Consider the following 11,991-nt stretch of genomic DNA (forward strand, 5'->3'; position numbering starts at 1 on the left):
GCGGTGGGGCGTGGGCGAGGCCGGAAGGACCGACGGGAGGGAGAGGGAACCGGATGGTCCGACGCCCTCCCGCACTGGCTATGTCGTCGTACTCGCACTGTCTTGTGGGACTTCTTCCTCCGTATGCGCCTTCAGGACGCCCCGCCCACGCGTTCGGTCAATCTCGCGCCATTCCGGCCGCAGTCCGGCCAGGTTCGTGGTGAGGAAGTACGCGGCGCCACAGGTGAGCAGAACCGGTACCAGTCCGAAGGCGGTCACCGCCGCCCCGGCGAGCAGCCCACCGAGAGGGATACCGGCCCAGGCCAGTGAGTCACCGAGCGCGTTGACCCGTCCCAGCATTTGGCGCGGCACCCGCTCGACGAGAACTGCCCCCAGCACCGGGTTGACGAAGCCGGCGCCGAACCCGCTGACCGCGAACACCGTGATCACCATCCGTGGCGGGGCATCGGCGGCGAGGATCAGGAACCTCGGTGCCCCGGCCAGCAGGAACCCGGTGAGGACCATCATCCGGCGCCGCAGCCGGTGGGCGGCCATCGCGGCGATCAGGCTCCCGCCGACTCCCGCGGCTCCCATCACGCTGCCCATCAGGCCGATCGCGGCCGGCCCGACGCCGGACTCCCTGGCCCACACGGGTACGAGCACCGAGGTGATCGCCGCGTCCAGCAGGTTGGTGATGCCGACCATGACGATGACGGTGAGCAGCAGCGGCTCGCCGCGCAGGAAGGTGAAACCCTCGCCGAACCGCCGCCAGTAGCCCGGTTCCGTCTTCCCGGCCGACGAGGGGGCTTCCTCGGCCGTGTGCCCCATGCCGCGCGGCAGCGCGAGTTTGATGATCACCGATCCGAGGGCGAAGCAGCCCGCGTTGACGGCGAGTGCGGTCAGGGGACCGAGCAGCGCCACCAGGGACCCGCCGATCGCCAGACCGACGGTGGAGGCGAGCCGCTCGATCACGCCGGACAGACCCGTGGCCCGCTCCAGCGGCACCCGGCCGAGCTCGGCTGCTTCCGGGACCATCACCTCCTTGGCCAGGTCGCCGGGTCCCCTGGCCGCGCCGATCAGCGCGACCAGCACCAGCAGAAGGGGAAAGGAGAGCAGGTCCAGAGTGTGGAGGAGGGGAACCGCGGCGGCGGCGGTCGCGCTGGACAGATCGGTGGTCCAGGAAACGGCTCGTGGGCCGATCCGGTCCACCAGCGGCCCGGTGAACGCCTTGACCACCACGTAGGGAGTCATCTCGCAGAAGGCGACCAGCCCGGTCTGAGTGGCGCTGCCGGTCGTGACCAGGACGAACCAGGGCAGTGCCACAACGGAGATCCGCGTGCCCGTCAGCGACACGGCCATCGCCGCCAGCACCCCGCCCAGCGACCGTAAGGACCTCGTGCCGGATATGCCGCCGCCCCCTGCGGCGTCGCAGGTCATGAGGTGGGCTTCCCTTCCGCATCCTGCGGCAGGGAAGGGAGCGACGACGCGGCAGGCGCATCCAGTTCGGGCAGGATCTGCGTGATCACGGCAACCCGCTCGGCTCCCTCGGGAGCACTTGCCGCGGTCTCCGGCGCGTCCCGCCGGTAGCGTGCGATGACCTCGGTCAACTCCCGGTACAGGTCTGCGGTTTCCTCGGGGGTGAGCCGCAGGGCCCAGTCGCTCATGTCGAAGGTGTTCCTCCACGCGCGGGGCATAGTCTGAAGCTCGTTCAGGGTCTGCTGCGCACGCAGGGTGTAGATGGAGGCGACGGACTGCTGATAGGCCAGTGCCGCCTCGGGCTCCCGCTCGGCCAGTTCCGGATCGTTGAACCAGGTGGTCCGGTGCACCGAACGCCACCAGCGTTCTCGCGCGTTGCCGCGTCCGGTGTCCTCCTCGACGAAACCGGCCGCGCCGAGCTGCCGGAGGTGGTAGCTGGCCGTACCGGAGTTCACGCCCAGCCGCTCCGCAACACGGGTGGCCGTCGACGGGCCGTACTTCCGCAACAGCCCGACCAGCTGCACGCGCACCGGATGCGCCAGGGCGCGCAGCCCCTGTGCGTCCAGGACAATCGAGTCCTTCTCAACCTTCGGGCCGCCCGGCCTCTCCACTGCATCAGCCATGCGACACACAGTAGACCGCAAAGAGTTCTTCGCAAAGGGTTCTTTGCGAAGAACTCTTCGCGATCTGCTGCTGGAACTCACTTCCCGAGGAACAAGCGGATCGGGGACTCGACTTCTCGCGCCTTACCCGCGCACACCCAACTGGTACGGCTGTCCGCAGCGGACGTCGAGCCCCATTCCGGCCGGGGCACCTGATGCCGGTGTCCCTCCACCTCGGGCCACCCGATCGTCGTCGAAGCCGCCGAGCTCGCCCGCAAGGTCCAGGCAGCCGCCACTTCCTGACGACCGGCATCGTCGACGGTACGGAGCTCCGGGTCCTTCGCGGCGATCACGGCGCACAGGCCGACCGCGCCGTCGCCGACCACCACGGCGGTCGCCCCGGGCTTCACCTCGGCCGCGTCGGCGGCCCACCAGCCGGTGCCCATGACGTCGGAGACCGCCAGCAGAACCGGCCACAGCTCCTCGCCCGGCACGCCGTCGGTGGCGACCAGCGTGCCCTGGGCGTTCGGGATACGCACATGGTCCGCCTGGCAGGTGGACATGAACTCGCGGTGCAGGCAGTTGGACTGGAAGCCGTTTCTGCAGTTCGCGCAGGTGTTGTCCGAGGTGGCGAACGAGCCGACCACGACTGGCCCGGCTCGACCGAGGTGACCTCGGAGCCGACCTCCTCGACGAAGCCGACGTACTCGTGCCCCATCGGATGCGGCTCGTCGGTGGGCTCGGCGCCGCGGTAGGGCCACAGATCCGAGCCGCACACACACGTCACCGCCGTGCGCATGATCGCGTCGGTGGGGTGAAGGATCTTCGGGTCCTCCAACGTCTCGAAACGGAGCGAGGTACGGTCAAGGGGTGTACTGCCAGTACATCGCTGCGGGCGACGGCGGGACGTACCGTCGAAGACGTGGACAACCAAGCAGAGATCCGCGAGTTCCTGACCTCGCGGCGCGCGAAGATCACCCCCTGTCAGGCGGGCCTGCCGTCCGGCAGCCGCCGCCGGGTTCCCGGCCTGCGCAGGAGCGAGGTCGCAGCACTGGCCGACATGAGCGTGGAGTACTACTCCAAACTCGAACGCGGCAACCTCGCCGGCGCCTCCCCAGCCGTCCTGGAAGCCCTCGCCCGCGCCCTGCAGCTCGACGACGCCGAACGCGCCCACCTGCTGAACCTCGCCCACACAGCCGACGGCTCGGACGCCCTCACCCGCCCCCGAAGGCGCTCCCCGCAGTGGAAGGCCCACCGCAGCCTGCAATGGGTCCTGGACGCTGTCACCGCAGGCCCGGCCTTCGTCCGCAACGGCCGCATGGACATGCTCGCCACCAACCAGCTCGCCCGCGCCTTCTACGACGACGTCTACGCCACGGCCCACAACCAGGCCAACCTGGCCCGCTTCAACTTCCTCGACCCCGCCTCCCGCCGCTTCTACCCCGACTGGGACCAAGCCGCCGACGTTGCCGTGTCGATCCTGCGCACCGAAGCCGGCCGCAACCCCCATGACAAGGACCTGCACGACCTCGTCGGTGAACTCTCCACCCGCAGCGACGACTTCCGCACCCGCTGGGGCGCCCACAACGTCCGCCACCACGGCACCGGCACCAAGCGCTTCCACCACCACGCCATCGGTGATCTCACGCTTGCTTACGAAGGGCTGGAGATGGCCGCAGAACCCGGCCTCACCCTCACTGTCTACACCGCCGAGCCCGGCTCACCCCATGAGGAAGGATTGCGCCTCCTCGCCTCGTGGGCAGCCACCCAGAACTCTGACGCCGCGTGGCCCTCGCCCTCGAGCTGATGCGTCCTGCCCACGCTTCAGCGGGACACCTGGCCGCCCGTCGTGCCACCCACGTGTCAGCACCGCAGGTCACACTCGGCATACCCACACACCTGCCGCGGCACGGGGCAGGTGCGGAGCGAGGCGCGGGCGGGGTGTACGGCAGAATCATGCTGTGACGTCACCCATGGTCCTGGCCGAGCTGGAAGCCGGCATGGCGGAGCTGTCCACGCCTGCGCGGGTGTACGTGGCAGCCGGACGGTTCACCGAGCCGGAACCCGGCCTGCCGGAGCTGGCAGCCCGGATCCGCACGCTGCTGGCCTCGATCGCGGCCGACGATGCCTGGCGGCGCTTCCTGCCCGCATACGCCCCGCCGACCGCTCCGGAGATCTGCGCCGCTCTGGAAGTGCTGGAGACGCACGGAGCAGCCTCGTTCCTGGCCCAGGTCGCGGCCGTCGACCTGGTCTGGCCGAGCCACCGGCACCTGCCCGTCGAGACCGCCGAGCGCGCTGCGGACCGGGTGGTGTCCCTGCTCGGACCGGCGGCCACCTGGTGGACCAATCACGATGCCGAATGCGGTGCGGTGAACGGACTCACCCCACTGTTCGACAGCCTGCTGGCAGGGACGGACGGTCAGCACTTCACGCTGGCGCTGCAGATCGTGACGACTGAGAGCCCCGCCCCGCCGGAGGATCATCACCATCGCTGCATCAGTACACGGCACCGGGCCGAGTGGCTTGCGGGTGTGTTCCATCCGGGTGGTCGCCCGCACGGCGTCGGCCTACCACGTGCCGTCGTCGAGGCCTGCGCCCTCCGAGAGGTCGGAGGGCATGCTCCTCACCAGCTCGGCCGCCGGTTCCGCGCCGGCACGGCCTCGAGGGACAGGACCTGTCCTGGCGATCATCCGGTCGGGCGCCTGGGTGATATTTTGACCGGCATCGTGAGGAGGGGCGGGCGAATCCGTGGACAACGACCTTCGGCGTGCGGTCGTCGTGACGCTCGGCGAACTCGGGCGAAGCGATGACTGGCGTGACCGGGCGGACGCTGGGCACAGCCTGGCAGGGTTCGCCGAGATGCCGGAGGCCGTGGAGCCGCTGCTGGGGCTCGTGCTCGATCCCGGTGACACTTTCGTCACCCGGCAGACCGCGGAGGGCTTGCTTCGGCGAAAGGACAGGGCCGGACTGAGGTTGGTCGCGTCCGCGTTGGCAGTCGCCGACGACAACCACGCCGACTACATCCACACCGCGATCGTCGATGTCTTCAGCATCTTCTCGGACGACTTGGAGGAGGCGCTACGGCTCTGCGAGGCGATGTCGGGCGACCCTGACGACCGTGTTGCCCTGGGGGCCGGTCGGCTGCAAGAAAGCCTGGCAGAGATCGATCCCGTTCTCCGCCCCTCGTAGCAGGGTTTCGATCGCTGTTGTGAGGGTGCGGATCCTCGACGACAGGGGCAGCGAGGAGAACGTTCTCGGCTCAGTGCCACGGAGCGTTCCCGTCGATCGTGTTCGGAGCCCGGCACGTCGTAATCGGAGGGTCCGCCGACTCCGGCTTGTCGCCGGACTTGTTTGCCGAGGACTTCGGCGAGACGTCGTTCGAGGTGACGGATGTGGGCGCGGTCCGGGCGACGGATGCGGTCGGTGAGGTTCGCGATGTCCGCGACGGGGACTGCTTGCTCGCCCTGCGGCCGGTGGCGGTGCAGGCCGGTGGTCCGGCGGCAGCGCGTGCGGTGACGGCCGCAAGCAGGTCCGGGTGCAGGTCCAAGCGCCGATGGAGAAGTCTGCGATGCACGCCGGCGGCCCGTGAGGCGGAGACGGTGACCGCATTCGCGCCGTCCGAAAGCCTCTCGGAGGAATTACTTGGCCAGCCACATAATCAGTGCTACTTTTACGTGGCTGGCCACATAAGTGATCGGCGGGACATCCGGATGAGGAGAGCACAGTCATGAAGGCCATTGTTTTCGACGCGTTCGGCGGCACCGAGGTTCTGCGCGAGGCAGAGATCGACGTTCCTCGGCCCGGTCCCGGCCAGGTCCGTGTACGTGTACGGGCCGTCGGCGTCAATCCGGTGGACGGAAAGATCCGCTCCGGCGTGATGGAGGCCATATTCCCCACCACGCTGCCCGCCGTGCCCGGCGGGGAGATCGCCGGTGTGGTCGACGCGGTCGGCGGGGAAGTCGACCACCTGCAGGTGGGGGACGAGGTCCTGGGCTGGTCCGACACCGGCTCCTACGCCCAGTACGCCCTGGCGTCGGCGGCCGTCCTCGCACCCAAGCCGGTCGGCCTGGAGTGGTCGAACGCCGCAGCTCTGCCTGTGGCGAGCGACGGTGCCGAACGCGTGCTGGACCTGCTCGACGTCACCTCGGGGGAGACGCTGCTGATCCATGGAGCGTCCGGCGCGCTCGGCACCATCGCCGTCCAGCTCGCCGTGGCACGCGGTGCCCGCGTCATCGGCACTGCCGGACCGGCCAACCAGGAGTACGTCACCTCGCTCGGCGCGACCGCGCTGGTCTACGGGGACAACCTGGTACAGCGGGTCCGCGAGCTGGCCCCCGAAGGGGTGGACGCTGTCCTCGACGCCGCGGGCAAGGGGGCACTGGAGGACTCGATCATCCTGCGCGGCACCACTGACCGGATTGTCACCACCGCCGACTTCCGCGCCCGCGAACTCGGAATCGTCTTCGCCGAGGGCCCGCAGCGGCGCTCCGCCGCGAGGCTGGCCGAACTGGCCCAGGAGGCCGCAGACGGCACACTGGTGACCACGCTCAGCGCCACCTACCCGCTCGCAGAAGCCGCCAAGGCGCAGCAGGCCAGCGATGCCGGCCACAACCGCGGCAAAATCGTCCTCACCGTCAACTGACCGTTCCCGCTCACTCCAACGATGAGGAAACAGCCATGTCCGACACCACCTCAGCGGAACTGCCGAACGCCGCGCGCGACGGGCGATTGAGCTACGCCGTCTTCCAGCTCGCCCGCGCCCATCGCAGCCACGCCGCCGCCATGCTGCGCGCCCTGAACCTGCACCCGGGACAGGAACTGCTGCTGATGCAGCTCTTCGACCAGGACGGCCAGACACAGGCAGAACTGCTCGAGCGTGTAGGCCTCGACCACTCCACCGTCTCCAAGTCGCTGCGCCGCATGCAGGAGGCCGGACTGCTCACCCGGGTGCCCGCTCCCCACGACCGGCGGGTCATGGTGGTCAGCCTCACCGATGCCGGCCGCGCGCTGCGGGAGCCCATCGCCGATATGTGGCGCACCCTGGAGCAGATCTCCGTACGCGATCTGACTCCTGACCAGGTCGAAACGTTCACCACGTGTGCGAACGCCATCGAGAGGTCGCTCAGGGACCGCAGCCGGCAGGCACCTGTCGAGTGATCGGGCACGGCCGGGCGGGGCTCCCTCGCCAGGCCGGCCGCGCTGCCCAGCGACTGCTTCGAAGTGCGCGACGAGGGCGTCGCCAGGCCGACGCCGTGCCTGCGCCATCACATCAACATCCTCGGCAGGTACTTTCCCCAAGTTCCCCGGGCCGCACGGCGGTCCGTTACCTCTGCGCGACGGGCACGCCCTCGAGGACAAGTGACCGCCTGCGGTGGGCCCGGGAAAGAGTCGCACCGGCCGTGGCCCGCACCTGCAGCTCAAGCACCGCCCATGACCGGCGCCCGTCCTCCGCCGTGTCCGTCCCACACGAGACCGCTCCCGGGGTGGCAAGCGTGTCGACGGTCGCACGCTCGATCAGACCGGTGAAGACCGGACAAGCACTCGAAACTGATCCGGCGCCTCGGCCTCGAGATCGTCGATGCCCCGCCCCGGGCCCCGGCCGAGCGATACGGCCCGAGTCAGCCGGTACCTGTTGTCCGCTCCTCACAGGTCCTGCCGGCGGCGCGTGCACGGGCCGCCGCTGGGACTACTCGGCGTCCCGCCGTCGGCGCGCGCGCTCGAGCTCAGCGGCATCCGACATCCAGGAGCCGTACTGTTCGAGTGCGGCACAGCCGCCGCGGACGAAGGCGCTCACCAGGTTCCGGTATCCGCCGATCCCATCGACCAGGCTGTACTCGACCCGGTACTCCGGATCCGACCCTCCGCCTTCGTGTGCCGTCGTGACCCGGGCGATGGAATCCGCGTAGAAGTGAAGCTGGATTCCCTCGCCCATCTCCTCGTCCTCGATGGTGAACACTTCGTTGTCCGAGGCGGAGCGATCACCGACGAACTCCCAGAACTCCGCGGTGGCGGTTCGGGCATCGTCAGCGAGCCACTTCTTCTCGGCCCCCTTGTCGTCGGTGAACGACAGGATCGTCTTCCTCGTACTCTCGCCGAAGCGGTCGCGGGCAGCGTCCTCGTCATCCTCCATGGACGTGCTCCTGGAGCGGTCCGCGGCTTCCGAGCACATCAGGAAGCTCACGGTACGCACCGCGTCATCGACGAGCTCAGGCCGTGCACGGTGCACGGCCGCGTCGACGGCGGTCGCCATCCGACCCCAGTCACGCTTGTCCGTGGCACGTTTTCCCCGTCGCGGATCGCGGCCGATCCGCATGCCGGCACATGCCTGTTCCGCCGTGGCGATCACACGCATGACCTCGGGCAACAGCGCCGGGTCGACGGCATCGGGGATCCGCCTCGGTATCGTCGCGCCGTGCAGGTACTGGCCCGTGTACATCAGGATCGCGGCGTCGAGCGGACCGAGTACCACCCCGTGCTCGGCGCGACGGCGGGCCGCGTGGTACTCCTGAGCTCGTCTTCCGTCGGACGTCTCGGTCGCCGCGCGCATCGCCGCGCAGACCTGACCGCGCCCGAGCAGATCGACGTCAGCTCCATGTGCGATGAGCCGACCCCTGTCCCACCGGATGCGCTGGAAGAGCGCGTCCACGTCTGCGGGCGCGGCAAGAAGGATCGGGTCCAGGAGCGCGACGGCAGCTTTCTCGTCGAGCCGGCCCCGGGTTCCGGCGGCGTCGCACAGCGGAAGGACGGCACTCCACAGCAACAGGTGTCTGGCCAGGTCCTCCCGGATCACCGCAAGATGGGCCTCCCCGATGGAGAACGTGAAGGTGCGAGGCGCATGGCCGGCATCGGCCCCGGCCCCGAGCGCCAGCTTCAGGTCACCGTCCTCGCGGATCACAGTCGGAATCCAGTCGCTCCTGCGTGTGAAAACGACGTCTCTCATGGACTCAGTCTTCCTCATCGGACGAGCCGAAGCCCGGGCCGTTGTCGCCACAGCGGCAGCCGAGGCGAGTGGACGGCGCTCCCGGAGCCTCGGCCGAACAGGACGGCGAAAGCAACACGACGTGGGCGAGCACGCGTTGAACGGCGAGGACGCACTCAAGGCCACCGAGGCACGGCACTTGGTTGCGAGCGGGTTCCTGGCGGGCGATGCCGGCCGACTTCCCCTCCTGGGGCCGGCCCACTCCTCCGCCCGTCGGTGGCGCGAGTACGGGCCGGTAGCGCTCGCCCTTTGACCCAAGGAACCCTTGGATATCCAAGCATTGCCAAGGGTGTTTTCAAGTCGCTAATCTGACGGGATGACAGATACAGCAACGCCCACGGACCGCTGCCACTGCGGTTGCCGGACGACAGTCGGCTACGGCCGCACATTCGCCCCCGGCCACGACAAGATCGCCGAAGCCGCCTACCTCGCCGCCCACCACAACAGCTCCGTCGCCGAACTCCTCAAGTCCCAGGGCTACGGACCCGACAACCCCGTCACCGACGCCGCCGTCAGAGCGGGCGCCTGGAAGAAGTGCGAGCACTGCGACTACAAGGGCGCGCCCGAAAGCATCCGCAACCACATGGCCAAGGTCCAGAAGGCCGAGAGCAACCAGCGGGAGTCCCTGGAGAAGTCCCTCCGCTCCCTGGGCGGTACCTGGGACCCGAGCCGCGGGATGCAGACCCTCCGGGACGCCGGGTTCCACCCCTCCGAGAAGTACATTCGCGAGGTGTACCGACGGCTGGCGGACGATGGTCTGCTGGAGAAGGTGGACGAGAACAGGGCCATCTACTTCGTCATCGAGCAGTAAGGACCACGACCATGCCCATCTCCGCCCGCAATCCCGGACGCGCCCGGCTCACCGTCACCCTCCTCGGCCTCGCCATCGCCGTCACCGGACTGATCACATGGGGCGATGGGGACGTCGACTACACCGGTGCCCAGCAGCAGCAGATCAACGCCAGTGCCAGTGCCTGGGGTGACGTCCTCGGCTTCGACAGCACGTCCGACGAGGACATGGCGCTGGCCGATCAGCACCTGCACGACGCGGAATCGCAGAAGACATTCGGCATCGTCCTGGGTGTCTTCGGCTTGGCGCTGGTCGGGGCGCGTTGGCTGATCCAGCCCGCGCCCGCAGTGACGACGGCGAAGAGCCCGGCTGAAGCCACGCTCACCCCGGAACAGCAACAGCAGGCCATCGACATGTACCTCGAAGCGCAGAGGCGCGCACGCGAGGGGCAGTGAGGACCACGGCCATGAGCGACGACCTGAGCCCTGAGGCCGACACCTGCTCGCCCTGACTCCTGAACACGGTCGGAGATCGCTCGCCACAGCGCACAGCCAGCCAGGCCGTTTCGTTTGGATCACCCACTCGTTCTTCCGGTCATAGGTCCGGTCGGCGCCCCATCCGCAGACACGGGCTCGACTTGACCCGCGTCCACTGCACCGCACTCATGGTCAGGCCGATCCCAGCCGGCAGCGGAGACGGAGAACGCTGCCACGCTAGGAAGCGCGTGCGTCGTGGTTCTCGCGCTCGGCGAGGACCTGTTCCATGTGGGTCTGGGCCCACAGTCTGAGCCCGCGTGTCAGGTGGTGGAGTGAGAGCCCGAGTTCGGTCAGCTCGTAGGTGACGGTGACAGGAACCGTGGGTGTCACGGTGCGGATGAGCAACCCGTCGCGTTCGAGAGCTCTTAGCGTCTGGGTCAACATCTTCTGGCTGACGCCAACCAGTAGCCGGGCCAGTTCGGAGTAGCGCATCCTCTTCGGGGCGTGCGATGCTCCGGACTTTTCGGGTGTGTCACCGCCCAGCGCACACAGGATCAGGACGACCCACTTGTCCGAGATCCGGTCGAGGAGCTGGCGACTGGGGCAGACCGCCAGGAACGCGTTGTACTCCGCCTTGGCCTGCGCTTTCTCGTCGGCCCTCGACATCGTCACTGATCTCCGCCTTTCACCTTCTGGGCTGTTACGCACTTCAGAGTGCCTACTTCCCGACAGGAAGTTTCTCCCCAACACTGATGCAAGAGGGCTGGAAACACCACCCCAGGCATGAAGTGAAAGGCACCACGATGAACACGCCCTCCACACCTCTTCCCGGCGGAACCTGGACGCTGGGTGACTCCTCCGTCACCCGGTTCGGCTACGGCGCGATGCAACTCGCCGGCCCGTGGGTCATGGGGCCCCCCGCCGATCACGACGGCGCCCTGGCCGTGCTGCGCGAGGCAGTCAGCCTCGGGATCAACCACATCGACACCAGCGACGCTTACGGACCGCGCTTCACCAATGAGCTCATCCGTGAAGCGCTGCGCCCCTACCCGGAGCCGCTGTTCATCGCCACCAAGGTGGGTGCGACCCGCGACGCACAGGGCGGCTGGCCCACGGCGCGGCGTCCCGAAGACCTGCGCAAGCAGATCCATGAAAACCTCGAATCCCTCGGCGTCGATACCCTCGACTTGGTCAACATGCGCATGGGCGACGCTCAGGGCCCCCAGCCCGGCTCGATCGCCGAAGCATTCGGAACGCTCGTCGACCTCCAGCAAGAGGGACTGATCCGCCACCTCGGCGTCAGCAATGTCACTGGGGAGCAGGTCGCCGAGGCGGGCGGCATCGCCCCGATCGTCTGCGTGCAGAACATGTACAACCTCGCCCACCGCCACGACGACGATCTCGTGGATCGTCTCGCGAGCGATGGGATCGCCTATGTGCCGTTTTTCCCTCTGGGAGGCTTCACGCCGCTACAGTCCGAGGCCCTCTCACAGGTCGCGAACCGACTGGGGGCGGCACCCATGTCGGTCGCGCTGGCCTGGCTGCTGCAGCGCTCGCCGAACATCCTGCTCATCCCCGGCACTTCGTCCACCGCCCACCTGCGTGACAACATCGCAGGCGCCGGTCTCTCCCTCTCAGACGCGGATGTAGCCGAACTGGACAGCATCGGCCGCTGAACACCACAGGTCA

General features: G+C 68.5%; 12 protein-coding genes and 1 pseudogene. 8 read left to right on the forward strand and 5 right to left on the reverse strand.

Annotated elements, in window-relative coordinates:
• Positions 1-78: 78 nt before the first annotated feature.
• The 3 genes and pseudogenes from LWJ43_RS32245 to LWJ43_RS32255 form a co-directional block, all read right to left on the reverse strand.
• Positions 79-1,416 (reverse strand): MFS transporter, encoded by a 1,338-nt coding sequence (locus tag LWJ43_RS32245; RefSeq protein ID WP_277335701.1) that lies wholly within the window; start codon positions 1,414-1,416, stop codon positions 79-81.
• A complete protein-coding gene (locus LWJ43_RS32250; protein WP_277335702.1) occupies positions 1,413-2,078 on the reverse strand; it encodes an ArsR/SmtB family transcription factor in 666 nt (221 codons plus the stop codon). The genes LWJ43_RS32245 and LWJ43_RS32250 overlap by 4 nt, the downstream gene beginning before the upstream one ends.
• 313 nt (positions 2,079-2,391) lie before the next feature.
• Positions 2,392-2,856 (reverse strand): annotated as a pseudogene (locus LWJ43_RS32255) (alcohol dehydrogenase catalytic domain-containing protein); the annotation flags it as partial.
• 123 nt (positions 2,857-2,979) lie between these two features.
• Here LWJ43_RS32255 and LWJ43_RS32260 point away from each other — a divergent pair.
• The 5 genes from LWJ43_RS32260 (at position 2,980) to LWJ43_RS32280 (ending at position 7,214) form a co-directional block, all read left to right on the forward strand.
• Positions 2,980-3,864 (forward strand): helix-turn-helix transcriptional regulator, encoded by an 885-nt coding sequence (locus tag LWJ43_RS32260; RefSeq protein ID WP_277335703.1) that lies wholly within the window; start codon positions 2,980-2,982, stop codon positions 3,862-3,864.
• Between the two features lie 166 nt (positions 3,865-4,030).
• Positions 4,031-4,867: a hypothetical protein gene (locus LWJ43_RS32265; RefSeq protein WP_277335704.1), complete on the forward strand. Its 837-nt coding sequence runs from the start codon at positions 4,031-4,033 to the stop codon at positions 4,865-4,867.
• Positions 4,806-5,246 carry a hypothetical protein gene (locus LWJ43_RS32270; protein WP_277335705.1) on the forward strand — a complete coding sequence of 147 codons (441 nt, stop codon included), beginning with the start codon at positions 4,806-4,808 and terminating at the stop codon, positions 5,244-5,246. The genes LWJ43_RS32265 and LWJ43_RS32270 overlap by 62 nt, the downstream gene beginning before the upstream one ends.
• A 538-nt stretch (positions 5,247-5,784) precedes the next feature.
• Positions 5,785-6,699: an NADP-dependent oxidoreductase gene (locus LWJ43_RS32275; RefSeq protein ID WP_277335706.1), complete on the forward strand. Its 915-nt coding sequence runs from the start codon at positions 5,785-5,787 to the stop codon at positions 6,697-6,699.
• A gap of 35 nt (positions 6,700-6,734) precedes the next feature.
• Positions 6,735-7,214, forward strand: a complete 480-nt coding sequence (locus LWJ43_RS32280) for a MarR family winged helix-turn-helix transcriptional regulator (protein ID WP_277335707.1) — start codon at positions 6,735-6,737, stop codon at positions 7,212-7,214.
• 529 nt (positions 7,215-7,743) lie between these two features.
• On the opposite strand, the gene LWJ43_RS32285 is transcribed toward LWJ43_RS32280, so the two are convergent.
• Positions 7,744-8,997, reverse strand: a complete 1,254-nt coding sequence (locus tag LWJ43_RS32285; protein WP_277336054.1) for a DUF6357 family protein — start codon at positions 8,995-8,997, stop codon at positions 7,744-7,746.
• A 355-nt stretch (positions 8,998-9,352) separates the two neighbouring features.
• Between LWJ43_RS32285 and LWJ43_RS32290 the strand changes: the two genes are divergently transcribed.
• Positions 9,353-9,847, forward strand: a complete 495-nt coding sequence (locus tag LWJ43_RS32290; protein ID WP_277335708.1) for an SAM-dependent methyltransferase — start codon at positions 9,353-9,355, stop codon at positions 9,845-9,847.
• An 11-nt stretch (positions 9,848-9,858) separates the two neighbouring features.
• Complete coding sequence (locus LWJ43_RS32295; RefSeq protein ID WP_277335709.1) at positions 9,859-10,281, forward strand: hypothetical protein; 423 nt, start codon at positions 9,859-9,861, stop codon at positions 10,279-10,281.
• A gap of 258 nt (positions 10,282-10,539) precedes the next feature.
• Here the strand turns inward: LWJ43_RS32295 and LWJ43_RS32300 are convergent, their stop codons facing one another.
• Positions 10,540-10,968 (reverse strand): winged helix-turn-helix transcriptional regulator, encoded by a 429-nt coding sequence (locus tag LWJ43_RS32300; RefSeq protein WP_277336055.1) that lies wholly within the window; start codon positions 10,966-10,968, stop codon positions 10,540-10,542.
• 137 nt (positions 10,969-11,105) lie between these two features.
• On the opposite strand from LWJ43_RS32300, the gene LWJ43_RS32305 reads away from it, so the two are divergent.
• Positions 11,106-11,978 (forward strand): aldo/keto reductase family oxidoreductase, encoded by an 873-nt coding sequence (locus LWJ43_RS32305; protein ID WP_277335710.1) that lies wholly within the window; start codon positions 11,106-11,108, stop codon positions 11,976-11,978.
• Positions 11,979-11,991: the final 13 nt, after the last annotated feature.

The organism is Streptomyces sp. JH34 (assembly GCF_029428875.1).
In the GTDB taxonomy this organism is placed as follows: domain Bacteria; phylum Actinomycetota; class Actinomycetes; order Streptomycetales; family Streptomycetaceae; genus Streptomyces.